The organism is Nocardia sp. NPDC050717, from assembly GCF_040654275.1.
In the GTDB taxonomy this organism is placed as follows: Bacteria; Actinomycetota; Actinomycetes; order Mycobacteriales; family Mycobacteriaceae; genus Nocardia.
In genome coordinates this window covers 162,244-187,126 of record NZ_JBFAHR010000013.1, presented here as the reverse complement: position 1 = coordinate 187,126, position 24,883 = coordinate 162,244, and the positions used below count along the sequence as shown (strand labels likewise).

At 70.0% G+C, this 24,883-nt stretch carries 21 protein-coding genes and 4 tRNA genes; 14 read left to right on the top strand and 11 right to left on the bottom strand.

The genetic code is table 11. From position 1 onward, the window contains the following. The first annotated feature begins 7 nt into the window (after positions 1-7). Both AB0H56_RS24575 and AB0H56_RS24570 read left to right on the top strand, forming a co-directional pair. Entirely contained in the window at positions 8-2,437 is a 2,430-nt protein-coding gene (locus AB0H56_RS24575) for a glycerol-3-phosphate 1-O-acyltransferase (RefSeq protein ID WP_357167461.1), read from the top strand. Continuing rightward, the gene (locus AB0H56_RS24570; RefSeq protein ID WP_357167459.1) at positions 2,437-3,852 is read left to right on the top strand and encodes a 1-acylglycerol-3-phosphate O-acyltransferase; all 1,416 of its coding nucleotides are present in this window, start codon (positions 2,437-2,439) and stop codon (positions 3,850-3,852) included. The genes AB0H56_RS24575 and AB0H56_RS24570 overlap by 1 nt, the downstream gene beginning before the upstream one ends. A gap of 33 nt (positions 3,853-3,885) precedes the next feature. Here AB0H56_RS24570 and AB0H56_RS24565 read toward each other — a convergent pair whose 3' ends face one another. The 3 genes from AB0H56_RS24565 to AB0H56_RS24555 form a co-directional block, all read right to left on the bottom strand. Beyond that, positions 3,886-5,082, bottom strand: a complete 1,197-nt coding sequence (locus AB0H56_RS24565; protein WP_357167457.1) for a Dyp-type peroxidase — start codon at positions 5,080-5,082, stop codon at positions 3,886-3,888. Then, positions 5,075-5,626, bottom strand: coding sequence for a copper chaperone PCu(A)C (locus AB0H56_RS24560; RefSeq protein ID WP_357167455.1), 552 nt, complete (start codon positions 5,624-5,626; stop codon positions 5,075-5,077). The genes AB0H56_RS24565 and AB0H56_RS24560 overlap by 8 nt, the downstream gene beginning before the upstream one ends. A 118-nt stretch (positions 5,627-5,744) precedes the next feature. Then, positions 5,745-6,299 carry a hypothetical protein gene (locus AB0H56_RS24555; protein ID WP_357167453.1) on the bottom strand — a complete coding sequence of 185 codons (555 nt, stop codon included), beginning with the start codon at positions 6,297-6,299 and terminating at the stop codon, positions 5,745-5,747. A gap of 153 nt (positions 6,300-6,452) precedes the next feature. On the opposite strand from AB0H56_RS24555, the gene AB0H56_RS24550 reads away from it, so the two are divergent. After that, complete coding sequence (locus tag AB0H56_RS24550) at positions 6,453-6,890, top strand: DUF6069 family protein (RefSeq protein WP_357167451.1); 438 nt, start codon at positions 6,453-6,455, stop codon at positions 6,888-6,890. Positions 6,891-6,951: 61 nt separating this feature from the next. Here the strand turns inward: AB0H56_RS24550 and AB0H56_RS24545 are convergent, their stop codons facing one another. Together AB0H56_RS24545 and AB0H56_RS24540 are read right to left on the bottom strand one after the other, a co-directional pair. Continuing rightward, positions 6,952-7,671, bottom strand: a complete 720-nt coding sequence (locus AB0H56_RS24545; protein ID WP_261774387.1) for a polyprenol monophosphomannose synthase — start codon at positions 7,669-7,671, stop codon at positions 6,952-6,954. Positions 7,672-7,797: 126 nt separating this feature from the next. Beyond that, positions 7,798-8,481: a GAP family protein gene (locus AB0H56_RS24540; RefSeq protein ID WP_357167449.1), complete on the bottom strand. Its 684-nt coding sequence runs from the start codon at positions 8,479-8,481 to the stop codon at positions 7,798-7,800. A 141-nt stretch (positions 8,482-8,622) separates the two neighbouring features. Here AB0H56_RS24540 and AB0H56_RS24535 point away from each other — a divergent pair, with 141 nt between their 5' ends. Genes AB0H56_RS24535 through AB0H56_RS24525 form a run of 3 tightly spaced genes read left to right on the top strand, consistent with a single transcriptional unit; the run spans position 8,623 to position 11,256 of the window. Continuing rightward, on the top strand, positions 8,623-8,931 hold the full coding sequence (locus AB0H56_RS24535) for a hypothetical protein (RefSeq protein ID WP_357167447.1): 309 nt from the start codon (positions 8,623-8,625) through the stop codon (positions 8,929-8,931). Then, positions 8,931-10,214: a hypothetical protein gene (locus AB0H56_RS24530; protein ID WP_357167445.1), complete on the top strand. Its 1,284-nt coding sequence runs from the start codon at positions 8,931-8,933 to the stop codon at positions 10,212-10,214. The genes AB0H56_RS24535 and AB0H56_RS24530 overlap by 1 nt, the downstream gene beginning before the upstream one ends. 10 nt (positions 10,215-10,224) lie before the next feature. After that, on the top strand, positions 10,225-11,256 hold the full coding sequence (locus AB0H56_RS24525) for a hypothetical protein (protein ID WP_357167443.1): 1,032 nt from the start codon (positions 10,225-10,227) through the stop codon (positions 11,254-11,256). A gap of 42 nt (positions 11,257-11,298) precedes the next feature. Here the strand turns inward: AB0H56_RS24525 and AB0H56_RS24520 are convergent. Beyond that, positions 11,299-11,372: transfer RNA gene (locus AB0H56_RS24520), tRNA-Asp, on the bottom strand. Positions 11,373-11,492: 120 nt separating this feature from the next. On the opposite strand from AB0H56_RS24520, the gene AB0H56_RS24515 reads away from it, so the two are divergent. The 8 genes from AB0H56_RS24515 (at position 11,493) to AB0H56_RS24480 (ending at position 22,348) form a co-directional block, all read left to right on the top strand. Continuing rightward, entirely contained in the window at positions 11,493-12,116 is a 624-nt protein-coding gene (locus AB0H56_RS24515) for a TetR/AcrR family transcriptional regulator (RefSeq protein ID WP_357167441.1), read from the top strand. Positions 12,117-12,140: 24 nt separating this feature from the next. Further along, the gene (locus AB0H56_RS24510; protein WP_357167439.1) at positions 12,141-13,871 is read left to right on the top strand and encodes an AMP-binding protein; all 1,731 of its coding nucleotides are present in this window, start codon (positions 12,141-12,143) and stop codon (positions 13,869-13,871) included. Beyond that, positions 13,868-17,050 carry a carboxyl transferase domain-containing protein gene (locus AB0H56_RS24505; protein ID WP_357167437.1) on the top strand — a complete coding sequence of 1,061 codons (3,183 nt, stop codon included), beginning with the start codon at positions 13,868-13,870 and terminating at the stop codon, positions 17,048-17,050. Before AB0H56_RS24510 ends, AB0H56_RS24505 begins: the two co-directional genes overlap by 4 nt. Before the next feature lie 148 nt (positions 17,051-17,198). Next, complete coding sequence (locus AB0H56_RS24500; protein WP_357167435.1) at positions 17,199-18,599, top strand: MFS transporter; 1,401 nt, start codon at positions 17,199-17,201, stop codon at positions 18,597-18,599. Between the two features lie 10 nt (positions 18,600-18,609). Next, positions 18,610-19,431: an SDR family oxidoreductase gene (locus AB0H56_RS24495; RefSeq protein ID WP_357167433.1), complete on the top strand. Its 822-nt coding sequence runs from the start codon at positions 18,610-18,612 to the stop codon at positions 19,429-19,431. A 16-nt stretch (positions 19,432-19,447) separates the two neighbouring features. Continuing rightward, complete coding sequence (locus tag AB0H56_RS24490; protein WP_357167431.1) at positions 19,448-20,659, top strand: acyl-CoA dehydrogenase family protein; 1,212 nt, start codon at positions 19,448-19,450, stop codon at positions 20,657-20,659. Further along, a complete protein-coding gene (locus AB0H56_RS24485; protein WP_357167429.1) occupies positions 20,659-21,648 on the top strand; it encodes an NADPH:quinone oxidoreductase family protein in 990 nt (329 codons plus the stop codon). The genes AB0H56_RS24490 and AB0H56_RS24485 overlap by 1 nt, the downstream gene beginning before the upstream one ends. Before the next feature lie 7 nt (positions 21,649-21,655). After that, a complete protein-coding gene (locus tag AB0H56_RS24480; RefSeq protein ID WP_357167427.1) occupies positions 21,656-22,348 on the top strand; it encodes a TetR/AcrR family transcriptional regulator in 693 nt (230 codons plus the stop codon). A 9-nt stretch (positions 22,349-22,357) separates the two neighbouring features. Here AB0H56_RS24480 and AB0H56_RS24475 read toward each other — a convergent pair whose 3' ends face one another. From AB0H56_RS24475 to AB0H56_RS24455, 5 genes are all read right to left on the bottom strand, one after another. Next, the gene (locus AB0H56_RS24475) at positions 22,358-23,170 is read right to left on the bottom strand and encodes a DUF6585 family protein (protein WP_357167425.1); all 813 of its coding nucleotides are present in this window, start codon (positions 23,168-23,170) and stop codon (positions 22,358-22,360) included. Between the two features lie 87 nt (positions 23,171-23,257). Then, a tRNA-Phe gene (locus tag AB0H56_RS24470) sits at positions 23,258-23,331 on the bottom strand. Between the two features lie 58 nt (positions 23,332-23,389). Beyond that, a tRNA-Asp gene (locus tag AB0H56_RS24465) sits at positions 23,390-23,463 on the bottom strand. A 30-nt stretch (positions 23,464-23,493) separates the two neighbouring features. Then, a tRNA-Glu gene (locus AB0H56_RS24460) sits at positions 23,494-23,566 on the bottom strand. 92 nt (positions 23,567-23,658) lie between these two features. Beyond that, entirely contained in the window at positions 23,659-24,330 is a 672-nt protein-coding gene (locus tag AB0H56_RS24455) for a TetR family transcriptional regulator (RefSeq protein ID WP_357167423.1), read from the bottom strand. Positions 24,331-24,883 lie beyond the last annotated feature (553 nt).

The window sequence follows — 24,883 nt, the reverse complement described above, 5'->3', positions numbered from 1 at the left end:
TGGAGAGATGATCGAGATCGGTGGGCGGCGCGGCCCGCGAACGGGCCCCATGGCCGATTCGGTGGTCGCCCTGGTCGACGCGGCCTCCGGCGTCGAACGCGAATTGATCGGCACCTGGATCGCCGAGGGCGGCCTCGACCGCGAACTCGGCTCGACCGCGCCGGTGACCCAGCTCGACCTCGACGCCAAGGCGATCAGCAAACGCCTCGTCGGCAGGCACGACGACCCACTGGTGGTTCCGGTCCGGGTGCTGTGGCTGCCGCCCGAGCGCGACGGCGTCCGCCGGGTCACCTTCGCCGATCTGGCGCTGCTCACCAACCCGCGCAAGCCCAACCGGCTCGTGCAGCGCAGGCTGGTGCGCACCGACCCCGACCGCCACCGCGTGCTCGTCGGCGCGCCCGCCAAGCTCAGCGAGCTGCGGACCAACAATCCCGAGGCCGCCGCGCTGCTGCGGGCAGGCTCGGGCGAACCGTTCGCGCGCGCGGTGGTGCGCGCCGCGGTGGTGGCGCTCGAGCGCGCCGAGCGCACCGTCATCGGCGATCGGTACAAGGTGCCGCAGCTGGTCGCCGAGGAGATCCTGGACTCCCCCGATTTCCAGCGCAAACTCGACTACATCGCCGACGAGACCGGGGCCGAGCCCGACCAGGTGTACCGCAATGCCGAGAAGGCGCTGCGCGAACTGGTGGCGGCGCAGAGCCGGCTGGTCTCCGACCTGTTCACCCAGGCCATGCGCCCCATCCACGCCTCCACCTGGAAGGTCGACACCGACCTGACCGGCCTGGACGCGCTACGCAGGCTCAACCGCAAGTTCCCGCTGGTGTTCCTGCCCTCGCACCGCTCCTATGTCGACGCGTTCGTGCTCGGCGATGTGCTGGCGCGCAACGACTTTCCCCCTAATCATGTGATCGGCGGCGCGAATCTGAGTTTCTGGCCGATGGGCCCGATCGCCCGGCGCACCGGCACGGTGTTCATCCGCCGCAGTTTCGGCGACGACGAGATCTACAAGGCGGTCGTCGAGGAATACTTCGCCTATCTGCTGGCCAAGCGCTTCAACATGGAGTGGTATTTCGAGGGCGGCCGCACCCGCACCGGGAAATTGCGGCCGCCGCGCTACGGATTGCTCAATTACCTTGCGGCCGCGGTGCGTTCCCGCCGTGTCGAGGACGTGATGCTGGTCCCGGTCTCGATCACCTACGAACGGCTCAACGAACTCGGCGCGATCGCCAGCGAACAATCGGGCGGCGCGAAGAAGCCGGAAGGTATCGGCTGGCTCGCCAGATATGTGCGCAGTCAGCAGCATTCGGCCGGACGCGTCTATGTGCGCTTCGGTGAACCGCTCTCGGCGCGCGAACGGCTCGCCGCGCACGGCGACCCGCTCGACCGCCGACCGGTGACCATTCCGCTGCGCGACACCACGACCGGCGCGGCCAGTGTGCCCGACGAGTCCGAGCTGGCCGAGACCGAGCGGAAAGCGGTGCAGCGGCTGGCCTTCGACGTGGCGGTCGGCATCAACCAGGTCACCCCGATCACCGTCAACGCGCTGGTCACCCTCGCCCTGCTCGGCGTGCACGAGCGCGCGCTGACGCTCGGGCAGGTGCGCACCGTGGTCGACCCCGTCCTCGGCTACATCGACAAGCGCGGGCTGCCCAGCGGCGAACTGTCGGCCCTGCGCGACGATCAGGGCCTGCGGGTGGTGCTGGAACAACTGGCGCTCGCCGGCGTGGTCACCGTGTATCGCGGTGGGCTGGAACCGGTGTACGCGATCGAGGCGGGCGCCCACCTCGAGGCGGCGTTCTACCGCAACAGCGCGGTGCACTGGTTCGTCAACCGCGCCATTCTCGAGCTGGCCGCGCTGACCGCCGTCGAGGAGCCGGGCGACGACCCGCTGCGCTCGGCCTGGAAGGCGGCGTTCGCGCTGCGCGACATGCTCAAGTTCGAGTTCTTCTTCCCCGAGCGCCAGGAATTCGCCGAGCAGATCATCGACGAGGTGCGCATCATCGTGCCGGAGTGGGACGAGAACACCCCCGACGACCGGCTCGACCGCCAATTCCTCGGCGCGCTCACCGATTCCGGCTTCGTGATGGCGCACCGCGTGCTGCGCTCGTTCTTCGACGCGCAGCTGGTGGTGGCCGAGCGGTTGGCGTCGCGCGCGTCCGACGCGGTGATCGACCGCAAGGAGTTCATCGACGAGTGCGTGGCGGTCGGCAAGCAGATGCTGTTGCAGCAGCGGCTGCACAGCGCCGAATCGGTGTCGAGCGAACTGTTCACCAGCGCGTGGAAACTCGCCGACAACCACGGCCTGATCGCGCCGTCGGCGCCGGGCGAGGAGGACGCGCTGCTGGCCCGCAGGCTGGAATTCGCCGAGCGGCTGCGCGATCTCGGCGAGCGCATCGCCAGGGCTGCCAGTCTCGATCCGTCGAACCGGACCGTGCTCTGATGGGCGAGCTCGACGCGGCCGTCGCCGCGATCCGGTCGGGGCCGCAGGGTCCGCGCATCGCCGCCGTCTTCGACTTCGGGGGCACCGTCGTCGACGGGCTGCCGCGACGGGGCTTGGCGCGCAGGGTGTTCCGTCGCGCCGACGCTCCCGCCGCCACCCTGCTCGGCGGTATCCGGCGCGGCGGCACCGACGGTGACTACAGCCGCTTCCTGCGTGCCGTCGAGCACGAATGGGCCGGATCGACCGAGGACGATCTGGAACTGCTCGGCCGCAAGGCTTTCCGCACGGAGATCTACGGCAGGCTGTTCCCCGAGGCCTGGCGGCTCGTGCGCGAACACCAGCGTGCCGGGCACACGGTGGTGCTGGTCAGCGAGCTCACCCGCTACCAGGTGGAGCCCGCCGCGGAGCAACTCGGCATCGCGCACGTCCTGTGCACGAAGCTCGCTGTCGAGGACGGCACGGTGACCGGGCGGCCGACGGGCGATCCGCTGTGGCGCGGCGAGAAGGCCGCGGCGGTCGCCGAATTCGCGGCGGCGGCCGAGGTGGAGGTCGGCTACGTCTACGCCGACAGCGCGACCGACCTGACCCTGCTCGACCTCGCCGACGTTCCGACCGCCGTCGACCCGGATCCCGAGCTGGCCGAGATCGCGGCCGACCGGGGCTGGCCCGTCCTGCGCTTCCGGCCCCGGCTCGCGCCGCGCCCGATCGACTACCTGCGCACCATCACCGGTTTCGCGGCGCTGCTCGGCGGCGCGCTGCTCGGGGTCGTGCGCAAGTCCTACACCCGCCGGCGCCAGACGATGGCCGACGCGCTCATGCACGACGCCACCACCGCCACCCTCGCCGCCGCGAAGGTGCGGCTGCGGGTCGTCGGCGCCGAGCACGCGCGCGCACCACGGCCCGCGGTGTTCCTGTTCAACCACCAGAGCCAGTTCGACGTGATCATCGTGCCGAAGGTGCTCGACGGCGCGGTGACCGGCATCGGCAAGAAGGAGCTGGCCAAGCACCCGCTGTTCGGCCCGCTCATGCGGTTCGTCGGGGTCACCTTCATCGACCGCACGAACACCGAGCGCGCCAAGGCCGCGCTGGCACCCGTGGTGTCGACCCTGCGCGACGGGCTGTCCATCGCGGTGGCACCGGAGGGCACCCGCTCGTACACGCCGGGGGTGGGCCCGTTCAAGAAGGGCGCCTTCCACATCGCCATCCAGGCGGGCGTTCCGGTGATCCCGGTGGTGATCCGCAATGCCGGCGAGATCGCCTGGCGCGACTCCCCGATCGCGCGCTCCGGCGTGGTCGACGTGGCGGTCCTGCCGCCGATCGACGTGTCCGGCTGGGACCCGGCCGACATGGACGACGAGGTCGAGGGCGTGCGGCAGCTGTTCGAGCGGACGCTGCTGGACTGGCCGCGAGCCTGAGCCCGGCCGGGCGCGGTGCCCGGCCGGACCCGTTCAGCCCTCGAACAACTGCTGCCCGAGATAGTGCCCCGGCCCCGGCACCCCGGGCGGGATCGCGAACACGGCCGAGCCGATCGGCGTGGTCCACTCGTTGAGCGCGTCGAACTCGGCCAGCCGCTGCTGCACCGGCAGGAACTGGGCGTCGACATCGCGCTGGAAGGCGACGAAGAGCAGCCCGGAGTTCGACACCTGCCCCGGCGCCGGTGCCTCGTCGTAGTTGAAACCGCGCCGCAGGAACCGTTCCCCGTCGTGGGTGTGCCTGGCCCTGGCGACGTGCGACGACGGCGGGATCACCGGGATCCCGTTGCGGTCGACCGCGGCCAGGTCGGGCTCGTCGTGCTCGGCGGTCCCGGTGAGCGGCGCCCCGTCGGCCACGCGGCGGCCGACCGTGAGCTCCCTGCCGTCCTCGTCGAGTTCGTCCCAGGTGTCGAGGTCCATGGCGATCCGGCGCAGCACCAGCGAGGTGCCGCCCGCGAGCCAGGGTGTCGACGCGCCGTCGTCCCAGACGAGCCGGTCGAAGTCGACCGTGCCGGGGGCGATGTTGACGGTGCCGTCGACCTGGCCCATGAGGTTGCGCATGGTCTGTCCCTTCGGCGCGTCGCGGAATCCGCGCTGCACCCAGCGCACGGTCACCAGCGATTTCACGTGCTTGGACAGCACGCGCACCGCGTGCGCGACCGTGGTGGCCTCCCCGGCGCAGACCTGGAGCACCAGGTCGGCGCCGGTGTAGGCCGGGTCGAGGCGGTCGATCGGGAACGGCGGGAGCTGCCGTAACCAGCGCGGTCGCCGGTCGGTGAGGCCGGTGACGGTGAACAGTTCCGGCCCGAAGCCGACGGTGACGGTCAGGCCTGCCGGGCGCGCGGCCAGCTCCGGCTCGGTGTCGGCGAGCGCGGGCAGTCCCTGGGTGAGCCGGGAGGCGTCGTCGGTCCAGATGCGGAGCAGGCCGATGACGTCGTCCCGGTCGACGCCGGGCGCGAGGTCGAATCCGGCGAAGGCGACGTGCCCCGGCGCGTCCTGCTCGATCCCGGCCTGGTGCCTGCCGTAGAACGGGACCACGTCGAGCGCGTCGTCCCGCTCGGGTTCGGAGCGCGTGAGACCGACCGCGCCCCAGCCGATTCCGGCCGCGCCGACCGCGGCCGCGCCGCCGCCGAGCAGACGGCGGCGCGACACCCCGGAGCGCGGATCAGCCACCGTGCGAGGAGTTCTCGGTGCCCGGCGCGTAGTTCTCCTTGCCGCCGGCGAAGTCACGCACCTGCGCGGTGACGACGGTGCTCGAACCGTCGGCGAAGGTCAGCGTGAGCGAGGTTTCGGCGCCGGTGCGCAACGGCTGCTTCAGCTCCATGAACATCAGGTGTTCGCCGCCGGGCTTCAGGACGGCCTCGCCCTTGGCGGGAATGGTGATGCCACCAGCCTTGGGGCGCATGGTCTTCGCGCCGGAGCTGTCCGGGACGACCTCGTGGATCTCGACGCGATCCGAGGCGGGGCTGGTGGCGGAGATCAGCGTCACGGGGGTGTCGCCGGTGTTGCGGAGATTGCCGAAGGCGGCCGACATGCCGGAATCGGCGGCCTTGATCCACTGGTCGCTCATGGTGATCCGATCCGCGGAGGCGACGGGCGCCGGCTCGTCGTTCGCGCACGAGGTGGCGAACAGCGCGAGGACGGACAGGGCGGCTGCACCGCCGAGGCGGCGGACGGCACGGGGTGCAGGCAGGTTGGCATGCGGGAACACGGACATGGTGAGACTCCGATTCGGGGTGAGGTGAGCCCGGACCCGGACCTGGGCACCACGCCGTGCGGACACTGTCGATGGTCAGGGCCGTCGACGGGGTATCCGCGAATTCAGGGGGTGCCGACTACGAGGCCGGTACGGGAGGAAAGGAGAGGCGGCCCACCGCGGGTGGACCGCGCAACCCGATGCCCGGCCGCAGGAGCAGTTGGCGGAGCAGGGCGCGCTCGTCGGCGAGCGGCGTTGGGCCCGGACGCGCGGCGGGGATCGGCGCACCCGCCAGCACCCGCGCCAGCCGTCGCACGCTGGTGATCGCGCGTCGCATCCCCACCTCGGCGGCCCTGATGGCGATCGCGCCGACCGGGATCGCCACCAGGTGCGCGAGCAGCATGGCGGCGGAGAAGATGTGCTGGTGGTGGGTGTGCCCCAGCGAGAGAGCGGTGTGCCCGACGATCTGCCCGAGGGCGAGCACCGACATCGTCGACAGCGCGGTGTTCCCCCGTGGCAGCGCCGAGACCACCACGCCGATCAGCGCGCAGGCGGCCAGCAGCACTGTCGCCGAGGAACCGGACGGCAGTGCGGTCGCGCCACCGAGGCCGTGCGCGAGCACGGCGACCGCACCCGAGGCGGCACCGACCGCCGCGCCGCGTAAACGCGCGGTGTGATCCGTCGGTGAACCCACCCCGCCATGCTACGACTCCGTGTCGTAGTAAATCGGCGGAGGGCGTGTGACCAGCATCTCAGCGACGGCTGCGAGAAAGTTCTCCCGACTCGCTTGACCTAAAGGATTGTTCAGGTTTGATGATTGTCGCACCACCGAATGAGGGAGAACATCATGACCACCACCACCGCTCCGGCCGCCATCCGCACGCTGCCCGCCCTGAGCCGTCCCGTCGCCGTCCTGGGTGGCGTGGCCGCCGCCGTCGTGGCGAACCTGATCGTCTGGGGGCTCGGCGAAGCCGCCGGCGGATCGTTCGTCACCACCGACGGCGGGAAGGTCATGGATGTCGCTCCCGGCGGCGTGATCCTCATGTCGTCCGTGCCGCTGTTGATCGGCCTGACCGTCGCCGTGCTGCTCGCCTACCTGTGGACCGGAGTGCTGCGCGTGGGGGCGGTCGTCGGGTCGCTGCTGTCGATCGCGACCATCGCGCTGACCGTCAACGCCGACTTCGACACCGCGTCCACCATCGCCCTGTCGGCGATGCACGTGGTGCTGGTTCCGGTGATCGTGGTCGCGCTCGAAGGCGTCCGCAAGAGCATCACGGCCGCTTGACCGCACACGAACGAGGACCCCGCCGATCTTCGGCGAGGTCCTCGTTTCGTGTGTCCGGTTGCTAGACCGAGCGGCCGAACAGCAGCTTCCACGGCATCAACGCCGACTCGAGCTGCACCTTCAGGCTCATCTTCGAGGCGCCGAGGGTGCGCTCCTCGAAGCGGATCGGCACCTCCGCGATCGTGTAGCCCTTCTTGATCGCGCGGTAGTTCATCTCGACCTGGAACGAGTAGCCGTTGCTGCGGATCGAGGCCACGTCGATCGCGCGCAGGGTGTCGGCCTTCCACGCCTTGAAGCCGGCGGTCGCGTCCTTCACGCCGAGGCGCAGAATCAGGTTCACGTAGAAGTTGGCCCAGGCCGAGAGGGCCTTGCGGTACCACTTCCACTCCGCCGCGGTCGAGCCGCCGGGCACGTAGCGGGAGCCGAGCACGACACCGACGTCGGCGGAGCTCAGCTTCTCCAGCATGGCCGGGATCACCTCGGCGGGGTGCGAGAGGTCGGCATCCATCTGGATCACCACGTCGGCACCCTCGTCGAGGGCCTTGGTGATGCCCGCGATGTAGGCGCGGCCGAGGCCGTCCTTCTCGGTGCGGTGCAGCACGCTCACCACGTTCGGCAGCTCGGCGGCCAGCTTGTCGGCCACCTCGCCGGTGCCGTCGGGGGAATTGTCGTCCACCACCAGCACGTGCAGATCGGGGACCGGCAGCGCCGTCAGCCGCTCCACCGCCACCGGCAGATTTTCCCGCTCGTTGTAGGTCGGCACAACAACGGTAACCCTCAAGGGTCGCCCTCCCTGCTCACCTGGTTACGCCCCGTGACCCGGTCAGCGGGCACGGCGGCATGTCATCGATTCGTTATGACCGTACTCGATCGACCTGACGCGAACCTGAGCGGCCGTGCGGGCCGTTCACCACAACTGCCGGGCGTGGACCAGCGCATCGACCACCAGGACCACGCCGAACACCACGAAAAGCACCCGGACGGCGGGCGGTCCGAAGCGCGTGAGCCCACGCACCAGCACCCGGTACACCCGGCGGGCGCGCGGGGTCCTTCGCATGGCCAGCGCGAGCACGACCAGGGGCAGCAGCAGCGCGATCGCGCAGTACGCCGCCACGATCAGCGGCCACACCACCGGCAGCGGACGCTGCGCGGAGAGCAGGGCCAGCGCGGCCAGGTACGGCACCGAGGTCGGCACCTTCGCCAGCCCGAGGGTGAGTCCGACGACTCCCATCAGCCACGGGTACTTGCGCACCGGGCGCACCCAGCGCTCGCCGCCGCGCATGGTGGTGTCCATCGGCAGCGCGGCGACGACGATCAGCACCAGGCCGATCAGCAGCTCGCCCCAATACCGCAGCATCGGCGTGAGCTGGAAGTCGAACAGGCGGACCAGGAAGTCGATGCCGAGCACGGTCGCCACGCCGAACGCCACCGACACCGCGAACACGCCGCCGAGGAAACTCAGCCCGCCAACCATCGGCGATCGGCGCGTCAACCGGCTGTCCGCCACCACGGCCGTCGTGATCGCCACCAACAGCACGTCCAGGGCGTCGAGCAGCGCGAACCCGAGCAACGCGATCAACAGGACACCCATGACCGCCCCGACCCTACCCGCCGGTCACCGACGCCTCGGAAACGAACCTTGCACCCTGGGGGCGCTTGCTGGTTACGCTTTTCGTGCCGGGAGTGCCCGACGAGCACCCGCGATCGTGAAGGGGAAGACATCGTGGCGGAAATGTCATTCGACCCGTCAGCGCTCGACGCTTATCAGCGCGCTGCAGCTCGGGTCGCAGATCTACTCGGAGAAGCGGCCACCAACACCACCACCGCGGCGGGGGCCGACCTGTCCGGGCTCGGGGTGCTCGGACGGGAGTTCGCGGCGGCCTGGACGGCGGCGGCGGGGGCCCACGCGTCGACCTTGAGCACGGCGGGAAACCTGGTCACGGCCTATCAGGACATCCTGAATCGCTTCGGCGTCACCGTCACCGGGATCGATACCGGCCTGGCGAGCGACCTGGGCGCCGTCGAGACCGAGGTGGCGTGATGCGCTCGAAGTCGCTGGCCACCGAGACCACCCTCAGCACGATCTCGCCCGCCGAGGCCGAGGCCAAGATCGCCCCGGTCGTCGCCCTGCTCGAGGTGCCGCTGCTGGAGTTACGGAAATCGCTGGGCACCAACACCTCCGCCGACCCGGACGCCGACGTGGTGGCCGCGCTGACCTCGGCCTCCACCGCGACCAGCGCCACCGAGGACCCGCACCGCCTCGGCCTCTACGCCCTGGAATCCACCGAGACCGCGGCACCCGCCACACCCGCGCTGCGCCGGACCGCGACCGAGGTCTCCGCGGCGGCCGACCGCGGCCAGCGCCTGAGCACCCTGCTGGGCCAGGCCCATTCGACGCAGGCGAGCGCGGCGGCCAAGGTCGACGCGATCATCGCCGACTTCCGGGCCAAGGCCAAGGCCGCGGCGCCCGCCGTGAACGGCAACAACCTCGACGCGATCGTGGAACTCGCCGAGGAGGCGATCACCGAGGCCGTGGGCGTGGTCGGTACCGCGAGCACCGAGATGGACGGGTACACCCGCAGCACCAGGGAACTGAGCTCCGATCTCGGCGGCACCAACGGGGTCACCGTGCCGCAGGGCGCGACCGAGGTGGCGCCGGGCGTCTATGTGCTCGGCACCGGCGGCACCTCCACCGACAGCTGGGACTCCGACAGCTGGGACTCCGACACCACGACCACCGATCCGGCCACGGCCGCGCAGATCGCGTTGCAGGAGGCCCTGATCGACGGCGGCGTCTCGCTCGGCACCGCGGCCATCGACGCGGGTGTCACCTTCGGCACGCATCTGATCGACAAGATCGCCGAGGTGGCGATGCACGGGATCGACACCGGCGCCGAACTCGCGACCACCGGCATCGACACGCTGGCCGCGAACGTCACCGGCGCCGAGAGCGCCCAGACCTCGCCCGCGACGACCACGCCGACCACCCCGTCGACCAGCGGCGGCACCTCCGGCGGCGGCCTGTTCGCCGGACTCGGCAACGGCGACACCACCACCAAGCCCGAACCGTCCACCGGCGGTGGCACCACCAACAATTCGACCAAGCCCGCCCCGGCGGCGCCGTCCACGCAGGCCCCGTCGACCCCGACCGTCGAAGCGCCACAACAGAACAGCAATCCCGCGCCTGCCCCCGCCGCGCAGCAACCTCCGGTCCAGTCCGGGGTGATTCCGCCCGCCGCCCGTCCCCAACAGGATCAGGAGACCGAACGCCCGTCGGCCGCCCCGAAGCACGGGCAGCCGGGAGTCGTCCCGGCGACCGCGTAGGACGTGGCGGATGGACAACCCGTTCGGCGCCTATCTGTCGTCGCCGGAGCCGGCGCGCCGTCGCCCCCAGGGCAAACGGCGTCGCCGGCGCAGGCGTGAGGCCGAGCCGCAGACCATCGGCACCAATCCGGAGACCTGGCCGCCCCCGGATCCAGAGCCCTATACCGAAGTGCCCGAAGGGGATCCGCACGCCCTGACCCAGCCGATCTACCGTGATCCCGCCGACGAGGACGGTTTCACCGGCGACTGGAACGACTGGCACAGCGACGCGCCGGTCGAGCCGGCACCGCACCGCGGCGACGAGGTCGACTGGAACGACTGGGCCACCACCACCGCGACCGAGCAGAGCGGGGACCGGGTCGAGATGCCGGTGCTGCCGCGCCTCAAGGACTTCGGTGGCGGCGGCCCGATCAGCAGGCGGCCGCGCAAGAAGTACGACGACGAGCGTTACGACGATCCGCACGGCCGCGCGAAGGCGGCGGCCGCGGTGAAGGGCATCGTCGGCGCGCTGCTGTTCGTGCTGCTCGTCGGCGTGGCGGCGACCATCTTCCTCGGGCCCGACGAGAAGTCCGGGTCCACCCAGCAGGCGGCCGTCTCCGGTGCGTCCAGCACGGCACCCAGCCAGACCGCGGTCGCGCCGCTGCCCGCGCACGCCGTGGCCGGTTGCGAGTCGTTCCGCAGCCAATCCATCACCATCAGCGCCGAACGCGGCGACACCGCCTCGCCCCAGGGCGCGATCCTCGGCTTCGAGTACAGCTACTACGTGGATCGCGACGCCGCCAAGGCTCGCACCTATGTCACCGACGACGCCCACGTCGGCGACGAGGCCGCGCTCGCGGCGGGCATCGCCACCTTCCCGACCGGCGTGAAGTACTGCATCCACATCACCAGGGCCGATGCCACCGACCCCACGCTCTGGAACGTCACCGTCCAGCAGCAGTGGCCCGGCGACGCGGCGATCGAGAAGATCCAGCAGACCATGCGGACCGCCGAGGTGGCGCCCGGGCGGTATCGAATAACCAGCATCGACCATCGCAGATAGCGAAAATCCCCTCGACCCGGAACGGGCGAGGGGATTTCTTTGCGACCCTGACGGGACTCGAACCCGCGACCTCCGCCGTGACAGGGCGGCGCGCTAACCAACTGCGCCACAGGGCCGTGCCGCATCGCTGCGTGCGGGAGGACTCTACCCCGAGACGGGCCGTCGACGGTAACCGCGCAGGTGGCATCGACGTTCGACTGTTGACATTGACGTCAACGTCAACAACACTTGTGACCGTGACCACAAGCGAAGCGCAGGAGCGAGCGCGCTCGGCGCGCAAGGACAGCGCCGGACCGCGCCGCGGCGAACTGCTCGACGCGGCGGCACACTGCTTCGCCGAACTCGGCTACGACCAGACCTCGGTGGAGACCGTCACCACCAGGTCCGGGGTCTCCCGGGCCACGTTCTACGCCTACTTCTCCTCCAAGGACGAGATCTTCGGCGCCATCACCGAGCGGGTGTGCGCGCAGTTCCACGAGGCGCAGTTCGTGGTCGACACCGAGGTCACCGCGCCGCGCGAGGTGGTCGCGGCCACCACGCGAGCCTTCGCCGAGGCGGTGTTCGCCAACGGCACGCTGGTGACCCTGATCGAGCACCGGGCCGGAATCGACCCCGCGATCGGCGCGCAGTGGTCGCGGGTCCGCGCCCTGCTGCGCAAGCGATTCACCGGCTACCTCACCCGGATCCAGCCCGAGGCGGGCATCGATCCCTGCGCGCCGCTGCCGCGCATCGTCGAGGCGCTCGCCGACGCGCTGCTGATCGGCGCGTCGCGCATCGCCGGGGCCGACGCCGAGGAGCGCGAGCAGTTCATCACCGATCACATCGCCATCGCCGAGCGATTGATCGGCTTCACCCGATAACCCAGTACCGGAACGGATGTGCCCATGACCGTCGAACCCGCCGCCGTCTCGCCCGATTACGCCGAGGCACTCGCGGAGATCAGGGCCGTGCAGGCGGCCGCCTGGCCCACCGTCGTCCCGCGCGCGGTGACCTACCCGATCGAGTCCATGGCCGTCGTCGACTATCTGCGGCACTGGGCGCGCGTGCGTCCCGAGGTCACCGCGATCGCGTTCTACGGGCGCGATATCAGTTACGCCGAATACGACGAGCTCACGGACCGTTTCGCGGGCTGGCTGCTGGCCAACGGCGTCGAGCCGGGCGACCGGATCGGGGTGTTCCTCGGCAACTGTCCGCAGTTCCTGATCGCCATGCTCGGCATCCTGAAGGCCGGCGCGGTGCACGTGCCGATCAATCCGCTGTTCCGCGCGCACGAACTGCGCCACGAACTCGTCGACGCCGGCGTGACGGTCCTGCTCGCCCAGGACGATCTGGCCCCGCTGGTCGCGCAGGTGCGCGCCGAGACGCCGGTGCGTCTGGTGGCCGTCACCGCGCTCGCCGACATGTTCACCGCCGAGCCCGCCGTGCCGCCGCCTTTCGCCACCGCGCCCGTGCACACCGACTGGCACGAGATCGTCGAAAGCCCGCGCGCCCCGGCGCGACCCGCCGATCCCGACGCCCTGGCCGCGCTGAACTACACCGGCGGCACGACCGGAATGCCCAAGGGCTGCGAGCACACCCAGCGCCACATGGTCTACACCGCCGCCACCGCGACCATCGCCAACGGCTTCGAGCTGGACGGCCCACCGCGGGCGGTGCTGAACTTCCTGCCCGTGTTCTGGATCGCGGGCGAGGATTTCGGCATCCTGTTGCCGTTGATCGGCGGCGGCACCGCGGTGCTGATGAACCGCTGGGACGCCGCGACCGCGCTGACCCTGCTGAGCCGCTACCGGGTCTCCTCGATGATCGGCATGATCGACAACTACGTCGAGATGATGGAGCACCCGGCCTTCGACCCGGCCGCGCTCGACGCGCTGGAGAACACCACCGGCGTCTCCTTCGTCGTGAAGCTGAACGCCGAGATCAGGGCCCGCTGGCGCGCGGCGGTGGGCACCACCCTGCGCGAGGCCAGCTACGGCATGACCGAGACGCACACCGCCGACACCTTCACCCTCGGCCTGCAGGACGACGACTACGACCTGCGCAGCGAGCCGGTGTTCTGCGGCCTGCCGGTGCCAGGCACCGACATCCTCATCGTCGATGAGCACGGCGCCCCGGTGCCGATCGGCCAGGAGGGACAGATCATCGTCCGCAGCCCTTCGATCATGACCCGCTACTACGGCAAGCCCGAGGCAACCGCCGAGACGCTGCGCGACGGCTGGCTGCACACCGGCGACGTGGGCAAGCTGAACGAGCGTGGCGCGCTGCACTATCTGGCGCGGAACAAGGAGATGATCAAGGTCAACGGGATGAGCGTCTTCCCGTCGGAGGTGGAGTCGCTGCTGAGTTTGCACCCGGAGGTGCAGACGGTGGGCGTCGTCCCGGCGCCGGACGCGCGGCGCGGCCAGGTGCCCCTCGCCTTCGTGCAGGTGCGCCCCGGATCAGCCGTCACCGCGGGCGAATTGCGTGCCTGGGCCGGGCAGAACATGGCGGGCTACAAGGTGCCGCTGGTCGAAATTCTCGACGCGTTGCCGATGACGGCGACCGGCAAGATCCGCAAGGGCGAGCTGTTCACCCTCGCGGAGAACATCACCACCACCAGCGAGGACGCCAAGTGAGACTGCTGATCGCCAACCGCGGCGAGATCGCCCTGCGGATCATCCGCACCGCCGCCGAACTCGGTGTCGAGACCGTGGCCGTCTACGCCGAGGACGACGCGGACAACCCGAACGTGCACGCCGCCGACACGGCGATCGCCCTGCCCGGCACCGGCGCCGCCGCCTATCTCGACCAGGCCGCGATCCTGGCCGCCGTCAAGGAGTCGGGCGCCGATCATCTCCATCCCGGCTACGGATTCCTCAGCGAGAACGCGGAATTCGCGCGCGCGTGCGCCGCGGCGGACTGCACCTTCATCGGCCCCGACCCCGCCGTGCTCGACCTGTTCGGCGACAAGTCCTCGGCGCGGCGGGCGGCGATCGCCGCGGACGTGCCGGTGCTGCCCGCGACCGAGGGCCCCACCGAACTGGAGCGGGTGCGCGCGTTCTTCGAGGAGCGGTCCGGCGCGATCATGATCAAGGCGCTGGCCGGTGGCGGCGGACGCGGGCTGCGGGTGGTGCGCGCCGCGACGGAACTCGACGACGCCTACCGCCGATGCGCCGCCGAGGCCCAGCTCGGCTTCGGCGATCCGGCGGTCTTCGCCGAGGCGCTGCTCGAGCGCGCGCGACACATCGAGGTCCAGATCGTCGCCGCGGGCGGCGCCGCGCTCGCCCTGGGCGATCGTGACTGCAGCGTGCAACGCAGACATCAGAAGCTGCTCGAAATCGCTCCTGCCCAGGGACTTTCGGAAGCACTGCGCCGGAACCTGCACACGGCGGCGGCGTGGCTGTGCGCGCGGGTGGGCTACCGCGGGCTGGCGACCGTCGAATTCCTCGTGTCCGGCGAGGAATTCGTGTTCCTGGAGGTGAATCCCCGCATCCAGGTGGAGCACACGGTGACCGAGGAGGTCACCGGGGTCGACCTGGTCGCCGTCCAGCTCGCCATCGCCGGGGGCGCCACGCTCGACGAGCTGGAGCTGCCCGCCGGGATCGTCTCCGACGGAACAGCGACCACCGGCGACCCGGCCCCCGCCGACGGCATCGCGATCCAGGCCCGCGTGAACATGGAGACCATGGCGCCCGACGGCTCCGCCGTCCCCACCGCGGGCACCCTGACGGATTTCGCGCCGCCGGCCGGTCCCGGCGTGCGCGTCGACACCTTTGCCCGCCCCGGACTCACCCCGAGCCCCCGCTACGACTCGTTGCTGGCCAAGGTCATCACCCGCTCCCGCGGCCGGTCCTTTCCCGCCGCCGCGCGCAAGACCGCGACGGCGCTGGCCGAATTCACCGTCACCGGGCTCGGCACGAACATCGGCTTCCTGCGGGAGATCCTGTCCGACAGCGAGTTCCAGACAGGGGTCGCCACCACCGCGTTCCTCACGGAGCGGTTGACCGAGTTCGTCGTTCCGCAGCCCGAAGCCACCCTCACCGAGGTCGAGTTGTATCCGGGCCAGGAGGCCGTGCGCGCCCAGCTCGCGGGCACCGTGGTCGAGGTCGCGGCCGAGGGCACCGAGGTCGGCGCAGGCGGGCAGCTCGCGGTGCTCGAGGCGATGAAGATGCAGCACGTCGTCGCCGCGCCGCACCCCGCGCTCGCCGTGCGGGTGCTGGTGCGGCCCGGCCAGGTCGTCGCGCCAGGCGACCCGCTGGTGATCGTCAGCCACACCGGCGCCGAGGACGGTGGGAGCGCCGGGCCGGTGCTCGATCCGGACCGGCCCCGCGCCGACGTCGAGGAGATCCTCGCCCGTCATCGCCGCACCCTGGACGAGGCCCGCCCCGAGGCCGTCGCCAAGCGGCATCGGCTCGGCCGCCGCACGGCCAGGGAGAACATCGCCGACCTCGTCGACCCCGGCAGCTTCGTCGAATACGGCGCGCTCGCCGTCGCCGCGCAGCGCAGCAGGCGCAGCGAGGACGACCTGATCGCCAACACCCCCGCCGACGGCCTGGTCACCGGCCTGGCCACGATCGGCGCCGACCGCTTCGCCAAGGCCGAGGCCGTGGTGATCTCCTACGACTACACCGTGCTGGCAGGCACCCAGGGCAAGGTCAACCACGCCAAGACCGACCGCGCCTTCGAACTCGCCGCCCGCAAGCGGATCCCGGTCGTGCTGTTCGCCGAAGGCGGCGGCGGCAGACCGGGCGACACCGACTGGACCGGAATGGGTCTGGACGTGACCACCTTCCGTGCGCTCGGCGCCCTGCGCGGACAGGTGCCGCTGGTGTCGATCGTGTCGGGTCGCTGTTTCGCCGGGAACGCGGCACTGGCCGGGGTCTGCGACGTGATCATCGCGACCCCCGACGCCAATATCGGGATGGGCGGCCCGGCGATGATCGAGGGCGGTGGTCTCGGTGCCTACCGGCCCGAGGACATCGGCCCGATCGAGGTGCAGCGACGCAACGGCGTTGTCGACCTGGTCGCCCGCGACGAGGCGCAAGCGGTCGACCTCGCCAAGCGCTACCTGAGCTACTTCCAGGGCCCGGTCACCGACTTCGCGGCGCCGGACCCGCGCCTGGCCAGGCACGTGGTGCCGGAGAACCGGTTGCGCGCCTACGACATCCACCGTGCGATCGAGGCGATCGCCGACGTCGACTCGGTGCTCGAACTGCGCGGCGACCACGGCGTCGGCATAGTCACCGCGCTGGTGCGGGTGCACGGGCAGCCGTTCGGGATGGTCGCCAACAGCAGTCATCACCTCGGCGGCGCCATCGACGCCGAGGCCGCGGACAAGCTGGGCGAATTCCTCACGCTGTGCCAATCGTTCGGACTGCCCGTCGTCTCGCTGTGTGACACACCGGGATTCATGGTCGGCCCGGAGGCGGAGAAGACCGCGACGGTGCGCCGGTTCAGCAGGCTGTTCGCGCTGGGCGCCCAGCTGACCGTGCCGTTCGGGATGGTGATCCTGCGCAAGGGCTACGGGCTCGGCGCGATGGCCATGGCGGCGGGCCACTTCCACGCGCCGAACTTCACCATCGCCTGGCCCACCGGCGAGATCGGCCCGATGGGGCTCGAGGGCGCGGTGCGGCTCGGCTTCAGCAAGGAACTGGCCGCCGTGGCCGACCCGGACGAGCGCGAAACACTGTTCCAGCAGCTGCTGGCGCTGGCCTATCAGCAGGGCAAGGGCCTGACCGCCGCGACCGGATTCGAACTCGACGACGTGATCGACCCGGCCGACACCCGCGCCTGGATCGCCACCCTGCTTCCCTGATCTCGGCGGCCCCCGCCCAGCTCGGCACCGGTTTTCGCCGAGTTCCAGCGGGGGCACGCCGACTCTCCTAAGCTAAGCAAGCGCTCGCTAATTTGAAGTTGACGTCAACTTCTATTATGTTCACCCGCGGATCCATCGAGGAGTAACGATGATCGACCCCGAACAGCGACCCGGCTCCAACACACTGACCGGCTCCTCGGTGCCCCTACCGAGCGCGAGCGAACGCAAACGCGCCCATCGCAAACTCTTGGCCGCCGGCCTGGTCGGCAGCTCCATCGAGTGGTACGACTTCTTCCTCTACGGCACGGCCGCGGCACTGGTGTTCCCGCACGTGTTCTTCCCCGACGCCTCCGCGCTCATGGGCACGCTGCTCTCGTTCAGCACCTTCTGGGCGGGCTTCGTGGCCAGGCCGATCGGCGGCGTGCTGGCCGGGCACTTCGGTGACCGGTACGGCCGCAAGCCCGTGGTCGTCGCCTGTCTGCTCGGCATGGGTGTGGCCACCTTCCTGATCGGCTGCCTGCCGAGCACCGGCACCATCGGCGTGCTCGCGCCCATCCTGCTGGTCACGCTGCGGTTCGTGCAGGGCGTCGCCTGCGGCGGGCAGTGGGGCGGAATCGTGTTGCTGCTCACCGAATCCGCGGGCCCGAAGAAACGCGGCTTCGCCGGGACCTTCGGGCAGATGGGGGTGCCACTCGGCCTGATCCTCGGCAACCTCGTCTTCCTCGGCGCCACCGCCGCGCTGTCGACCGACGCGTTCCTGAGCTGGGGCTGGCGGGTGCCGTTCCTGGCCAGCGCGCTGCTGTTCCCGGTGGTGCTCTACATCCACACCCGGGTCGAGGACTCCCCCGAATTCAAGGAACTGCAGGCCGAGGCCGCCTCGAAGAAGGAGCCCGCGGTGGCCCAGGCGCCGCTGGCCGAGGCCGTCAAGGGACACTGGCGCACCATCCTGCTCGGCTGTGGCCTGCTTGCGGCGACCAATTCGCTGTTCTACGTGAGCATCGCCGGTCTGCTCAGCTACGGCACCGCCGAACTCGGAATGAATCGCAATGCCCTGCTCGCGATCTCGCTGCTGTGCTCGGCGCTGCTGACCGGCGTGATCCTGTGGGCGGGCGCGGCATCGGACCGGATCGGGCGGCGACCGCTGATCCTGATCGGCGGAATCGGCATGGCGCTGTGGGCGTTCCCGTTCTTCGGCCTGGTCAACACCGCCAGCGTGTACGCGGTGTTCCTCGCCGTCGGGGTGGGTTCGGCGCTGCAGGCGCTCACCTACGGCCCGCTCGCCGCCTTCATGGGTGAGCTGTTCGAACCGCGGGTGCGCTACTCGGGCGCGTCGCTGGCCTACCAGCTGGCGGCGATCACCATCAGCGGCGGCGCGCCCTTCCTGATGACCGCGATCATCGCGAACACCGGTTCCACCACGGGCGTTTCGGTGTTTCTGCTCGCGATGGCGCTGATCACCGTCGCCAGCGCGTGGCTGCTGCGCGAGACCAATCCGGCCGAGGTGCGCGACGATCCCGCCGCCGTGCCCGGCGTCCACCTGTACCAGTGAGGAATACGCAGTGCGAGTAGCTGACAAAGTAGCCATCGTGACCGGCGGCGGCGCGGGGATCGGGGCCGCCGTGGCCACCGCTCTCGCCGCGGCGGGCGCCCGGATCGTGGTCGCCGACCTCGACGACGCGGCCGCGCTGGCCGTCTCGGCGCGGATCAACGACGAGCACCCCGGCTCCGCCGTCGGTGTCGGCGCCGATGCCGCCGACACGGCCGCGATCCGCGACCTCATCGCGGTCGCCGAGCGCGAATTCGGTCCGGTCGACCTGTATTTCGCCAACGCGGGCGTGAGCGGCGCTTCGGGCCTCGACGCCACCGAGGACGACTGGGACCTCTCGCTCGCGGTGAACCTGCGCGCCCACGTCAGGGCGGCGCAGCTGCTCGTGCCGGGCTGGGTCGAGCGTGGCGAGGGCTACTTCGTCAGCACCGCGTCGGCGGCCGGTCTGCTCACTCAGATCGGCTCGGCGACCTACTCGGTGACCAAGCACGCCGCGGTCGGCTTCGCCGAATGGCTGAACATCACCTACGGCGACCAGGGCGTGCGGGTGAGCTGCCTGTGCCCGATGGGCGTGAACACGAAACTGCTGTACGCGGGCCAGGATTCGGGCGAACCGCTCGGCGCCGCCGCCACCAGGGCGGTCGTCTCGGCGGGCGAGGTGCTCGAGCCCGCCGAGGTCGCCGAGATCGTGCTGGCCGCCGTCGACGCCGAACAGTTCCTGATCCTGCCGCACCCCCAGGTGCTCGACATGTACCGCAACAAGGGCTCCGACTACGACCGCTGGCTGCGCGGCATGCGCCGTTACCAGTCGGCCCTGCTGGCCGAGACCCACTGAACGAGAGAAGAACACGATGTTCGACCTGACCGACCGGGCAAAACAGTACCGGGAAGACCTGCTCGATTTCATGGACACCCACGTGTACCCGGCCGAGCCCGTCTACGAGGCGCAGATGCGCGAGTCCGGCGACCCGCACTTCCAGCCGCCCGTCCTCGAGGAGCTCAAGGCCGAGGCCAAGCGGCGCGGGCTGTGGAACCTCTTCCACCCACACCCCGGCCGCGGACCCGGCCTGACCAACCTCGAGTACGCCCCGCTGGCCGAGATCATGGGCCGCAGCCATCTCGCGTCGGAGGCCTGCAACTGCAACGCCCCCGACACCGGGAACATGGAGGTGCTGGAACTGTTCGGCACCGAGGAGCACAAGGAGAAGTACCTGAAGCCACTGCTCGACGGCACGATGGCCTCGGCCTTCGCGATGACCGAACCGCGCGTGGCCAGCTCCGACGCCACCAATATCGAGCTGTCGATGGTCCGCGACGGTGACTCCTACGTGCTCAACGGCCGCAAGTGGTTCGCCTCCAACGCCCTGCACAAGAACTGCCGGGTGCTCATCGTGATGGGCAAGACCGATCCGACCGCCGCGCCGCACCGGCAGCAGACCATGATGGTCGTCCCGATCGACGCGCCCGGCATCACGGTGCTGCGCGGCCTTCCCGTGTTCGGCTATCAGGACCGCGAAGGGCACGCCGAGATCGATTTCACCGATGTCCGGGTTCCCGTCACCGATGTACTCAAAGGTGAGGGCGAAGGATTCGCGATCAGCCAGGCCCGGCTCGGCCCCGGCCGCATCCACCACTGCATGCGCTCCATCGGCATGGCCGAACGCGCGCTCGAACTGATGTGCGCGCGTGCCATGTCGAGGACGACGTTCGGCAAGCCGATCGCCGACAACGCCAATGTCCAGGACTGGATCGCCGAGGCGCGCATCGAGATCGAGATGATTCGGCTGCTCACGCTGAAGGCGGCCCATCTGATGGACACCGTCGGCAACAAGGCCGCGCGCACCGAGATCGCCGCGATCAAGGTGGCCGCGCCGAGCATCGCGCTGAAGATCGTCGACCGGGCGATCCAGGTGCACGGCGGCGCGGGCGTCACCGACGATTTCCCGCTCGCCGCGGCCTGGGCCCATCTGCGCACCCTGCGCCTGGCCGACGGGCCCGACGAGGTGCACAAGCGCGCCATCGCCCGCCAGGAACTGCGCAAGTACACGAAGAAGGAGATCTGATGAAGGCCTGGCAGGTCGCCGAGCTCGGCGAACCACGCGACGTGCTCCAGCTCACCGAGGTCGACGATCCGGCGGCCGGACCGGGGCAGGTGCTGGTGCGCGTGCTCGCGGCGCCCGGCAACTTCCCCGACGTGCTGCTGTGTCGCGGGCAGTACCAGATCAAACCGCCGCTGCCGTTCACGCCCGGCGTGGAACTGTGCGGCGAGGTGCTCGCGGTCGGCGCGGGCGTCGACCGGTTCAGCGCGGGTGACCGCATCGTCGGCACCGCGAATCTGCCCGGCGGTGGCTTCGCCGAGCTGGCCGTCCTCGACGCGGAGAACGCCTTCCCCGCACCGGAATCCCTCGACGCCGCCGAAGCGGCCGCCCTGGTGATCGGCTATCAGACGAGCTGGTTCGCGCTGCACCGGCGCACCCGGCTGCTGCCGGGCGAGACGCTGCTCGTGCACGCGGCCGCGGGCGGTGTCGGCAGCACCGCGGTGCAACTGGGCAAGGCCGCGGGTGCCAAGGTGATCGGCGTCGTCGGCGGCGCGGCGAAGGCCGACTACTGCCGCGCGCTCGGCGCCGATCTCGTGATCGACCGGCACACCGAGGATTTCGTGCCGATCGTCAAGGAGTTCACCGACGGCCGCGGCGCCGACGTGATCTACGACCCGGTCGGCGGCGACGCCTACGCCAAGTCGACCAAGTGCGTCGCCTTCGAGGGACGCATCCTGGTGATCGGCTTCGCCGGCGGCACCATCCCGCAGCCCGCGCTCAACCACGCGCTGATCAAGAACTATTCGATCATCGGTCTGCACTGGGGCCTCTACAAGCAGTACAACCAGCAGGCCATCCACGACTGCCACGCCGAGCTGACCCGGCTCGCTGCCGAAGGCCTGGTGAAACCGCTCATCAGCGAACGGCTTTCGCTCGCCGACGTGCCCGACGGCCTCGGCAGGCTCGGCGACGGGGACACCGTCGGCAGGATCGTGTTCCAGCCCGGGATATAAATACTGCATGGAACGTCCCGCGGATTCCGACGGCGAGCGCGCGCCCTCGATGGCGCGCACCTCGCTGTTGCGCGAGCTCCCGGCCACCCCGCGTGGCCTCCGTACCAGGACCGCGCTGATCGACGCGGGCCGGAAGGTGTTCGAGCGGCTGGGTTATCTCGATACCCGGCTGGTCGACATCACCCAGGAGGCCAAGTGCTCCTCGGGCACCTTCTACACCTATTTCGCCAGCAAGGAGGAGATCTTCGCGGCGATCCTGGAGCACGCCCAGGAAGACATGATGCATCCGGGGATGGAGCATGTCGCCGGTGAGGACGATCCGGCCTCGATCATCGAGGCCAGCAACATGGCCTACTTCGAGGCGTATCGGCGCAACGCGAAATTGATGGGACTGCTCGAACAGGTCGCCAATATCGACCCCGAGTTCAGCAAGCTCCGCCAGGTCCGCGCCGACGCGTTCATCAGCCGCAACGCGCGCAGTATCGCGAACCTGCAGCAGCGCGGCCTCGCCGACCCCGACCTCGACCCGATGCTCGCCTCTCGCGCCCTCTCCGGCATGGTGAGCAGGCTGGCGTTCAACTATTTCGTCACCGCCGACGGCCTCCTCGACGGCGTCGCACGCCCCATCGACGACCTCGTCTTCACCGTCACCCGCCTCTGGGTGAACGCCCTGCGCATCCCCACCAAGAACGCGGACTGAGGCCTGGACTCAGCGGCCCGCTTCGGTGCGGAGCCGCTCGGCCAAGGCCCGGAAGAGCACGAAATTCGGGACGTCGGCGACGCCGCCCGCGACGATGCCGAAGACCTTGCCGTCGGCGGTGACGTCGAACAACGTGTCGTTCATCATGAGGTTGATCGCCTTCACCTGACCCCAGGGCACCGAGCGTTTACGGTCGCCGACCTCGGTGGCGGAGATCCAGACCGCGCCGAAATCGAGTCGTTCGCCCGCGCGCAGCCGGTCCAACGCGGCGGGCATCTTGGCTGTCACGATGCCCTGGTCGATCATCGGCGCCCAGTCCTGCTGTGGGACGAACCCGTCGGCCAGCTGGATCTCCTGGCCCGTGGTGTCGGTGAGGTCGTAGCGAAAAGTCATCTGCGCGGCGCCGCCGCGATTGGTGCGGCTGGGGCGGCGGTACAGGGTGGTCGAGTCATACCGGACGGCGCGCACTTGCCCGTGTTGCGTTCGGACCAGACCGTTTTCGTAGAGATCGAGCCTGGCGCCCCGGAACCTGCGCTGGTGCCGGTACGCGCTGATCGTGACGACCACCAGTTGCAGCAGCAGCGGCAACACGATGAAGCCACCGATGATCATGAGCACCCCGGTCTCGCCCTTGACGGCGGCGAACCCCACCAACCCACCGACGACCACGACGAACACCCAGCGCCGAACGATCCGCTTCCACAGCGGCGTATACGCACCGAACCCCCGCAGATGCCCGCCCAACCCGGCGTCGGCGGCAACGGCCCCGATCCGCTCCAGCACCTTGGCTTCGTCTCGCCGCGCATCGGCATCAGTGGTCATCGGTATCCCCCAAAACGGTTGTCCTGCAACCGCGACGGTACCGGTACAAACAAATGAAGACCAGCCGAATCGGCTGGTCTTCAGGAGTGGCCAGGGCCGGGATCGAACCGGCGACCTTCCGCTTTTCAGGCGGACGCTCGTACCAACTGAGCTACCTGGCCGCAGGCACCCGTACTGAATGCCATACGCGAAGCGCCGGATCACTCCGGCGCTTACTTGCGACCCTGACGGGACTCGAACCCGCGACCTCCGCCGTGACAGGGCGGCGCGCTAACCAACTGCGCCACAGGGCCTTGCTGTACTGCTACACAGTCCGAAGACTGTACCCCCTACGGGATTCGAACCCGCGCTACCGCCTTGAAAGGGCGGCGTCCTAGGCCGCTAGACGAAGGGGGCTCGTCCCGGATCTCTCCGGACCGGCTTTCAACGTTTCCGTTGGGAGCTCGCATAGCTTATGACAGGTGAGTGCGGTCTTCCAAATCGCCTGGTCAGGCGCCCAAACCGAGGTCGTCCAGACGCGCTCCGGTACGCCACCCCTCGGCGCGGAACTGCTGGATCCACACCGGGGTCGCCATCGACTCCACGATAACCTCCAGCACCTCGGCGAAGCGGGCCCGCAGGTCGGCCGCGGTGCCGTTGGCGATCGGGTCGACCAGGTAGCGCTGGCCGGCAAGGGCCGCGGCGAGGGTGCGGGTGAAGCGGTCGGGGTCGGCGTCGGCGCGCAGCTGGCCGCTCTCGATCGCGCGCACGGCCAGGACCCTGGTGGCGCGGCCGAGGATGCGGGCGCCGCCGTTGCCCACGTCGCGGTGGAAGTCGGGTTCGATCACCAGCCGGTACTCGGCCTGGACGATGGTGTCGTGCTCGAGCCGCAGGGCGATCTCGTCGACCATGCCGTGCAGCACGTCGAGCGCGCCCAGGTCGGCGCGCGAGAGCCAGCGCTCCGCACAGGCGCGGTAGCGCTCGACCGCGGTGTCGAGCACCGCGCGCGCCAGATCCTCCTTGGAGTCGAAGTGGAAGTACATCGCCCCCTTGGTCGCCCGCGAACCCTCCAGAATGCGGTTGAGCGATGCCGCGGCATATCCGCTCTTCCCGAACTCGACGGCCGCGGACTTGATTATCGCCGCGCGTGTCCGGCGGGCCCGCTCTTGCTGCCGTGCCATGCTCGAAACGCCTCCGAACCTTCTCGCCGCTCACGATCAATAACGGACCGTCAGCGCAAAATAGTGGTTTTAATTCAAACTTTCGGTATGAAATCTCGCAGAAAGCCGGTACCCCTCCGGCTGGTATAGTTCGCCTGCCCGAGTGCGCCGCAGGGGGTGCACACTCGGGCCCAACTACCTGTGAGAACCGCCTCCTCTTGCGGTGACGCCGACCCCTTCGCCGAGGATTCGCGCGCCATTCGCGAGCACCCCGGCGCGGACGAACCCTCGATGAATTCCGGGACTTCCCAGCCGGCGCCGGGCATCGGAAATCGCGGCGCCGGTGATTGTTCCGTTATTCACCAGGCGATCACCGTACCCGGATTCTCCAGCCGACACGCGGCAAATGGAACACCCATCCGAACAACCGGGACGGATATCCGAGCCAGCAAACCCGGCGCTACCGAAATGGTTTCGTAAGCTATGAAATCCACAGGCGCACAGCCCGGTTGACCCCGCCCCGAACACACCCCGGCGGCCGGCGGGCGCGCGCCCGGACCGCATCACCAGATCC

Excerpts from the sequence above, each read along its gene's own strand:
- AB0H56_RS24475 (WP_357167425.1), bottom strand. The coding sequence starts at position 23,170 with ATGACCACTGATGCCGATGCGCGGCGAGACGAAGCCAAGGTGCTGGAG.
- AB0H56_RS24485 (WP_357167429.1), top strand. The coding sequence starts at position 20,659 with ATGAAGGCCTGGCAGGTCGCCGAGCTCGGCGAACCACGCGACGTGCTC.
- AB0H56_RS24535 (WP_357167447.1), top strand. The coding sequence starts at position 8,623 with ATGTCATTCGACCCGTCAGCGCTCGACGCTTATCAGCGCGCTGCAGCT.
- AB0H56_RS24525 (WP_357167443.1), top strand. The coding sequence starts at position 10,225 with ATGGACAACCCGTTCGGCGCCTATCTGTCGTCGCCGGAGCCGGCGCGC.
- AB0H56_RS24560 (WP_357167455.1), bottom strand. The coding sequence starts at position 5,626 with ATGTCCGTGTTCCCGCATGCCAACCTGCCTGCACCCCGTGCCGTCCGC.
- AB0H56_RS24570 (WP_357167459.1), top strand. The coding sequence starts at position 2,437 with ATGGGCGAGCTCGACGCGGCCGTCGCCGCGATCCGGTCGGGGCCGCAG.
- AB0H56_RS24575 (WP_357167461.1), top strand. The coding sequence starts at position 8 with ATGATCGAGATCGGTGGGCGGCGCGGCCCGCGAACGGGCCCCATGGCC.
- AB0H56_RS24550 (WP_357167451.1), top strand. The coding sequence starts at position 6,453 with ATGACCACCACCACCGCTCCGGCCGCCATCCGCACGCTGCCCGCCCTG.
- AB0H56_RS24455 (WP_357167423.1), bottom strand. The coding sequence starts at position 24,330 with ATGGCACGGCAGCAAGAGCGGGCCCGCCGGACACGCGCGGCGATAATC.
- AB0H56_RS24490 (WP_357167431.1), top strand. The coding sequence starts at position 19,448 with ATGTTCGACCTGACCGACCGGGCAAAACAGTACCGGGAAGACCTGCTC.
- AB0H56_RS24540 (WP_357167449.1), bottom strand. The coding sequence starts at position 8,481 with ATGGGTGTCCTGTTGATCGCGTTGCTCGGGTTCGCGCTGCTCGACGCC.
- AB0H56_RS24480 (WP_357167427.1), top strand. The coding sequence starts at position 21,656 with ATGGAACGTCCCGCGGATTCCGACGGCGAGCGCGCGCCCTCGATGGCG.
- AB0H56_RS24510 (WP_357167439.1), top strand. The coding sequence starts at position 12,141 with ATGACCGTCGAACCCGCCGCCGTCTCGCCCGATTACGCCGAGGCACTC.
- AB0H56_RS24500 (WP_357167435.1), top strand. The coding sequence starts at position 17,199 with ATGATCGACCCCGAACAGCGACCCGGCTCCAACACACTGACCGGCTCC.
- AB0H56_RS24530 (WP_357167445.1), top strand. The coding sequence starts at position 8,931 with ATGCGCTCGAAGTCGCTGGCCACCGAGACCACCCTCAGCACGATCTCG.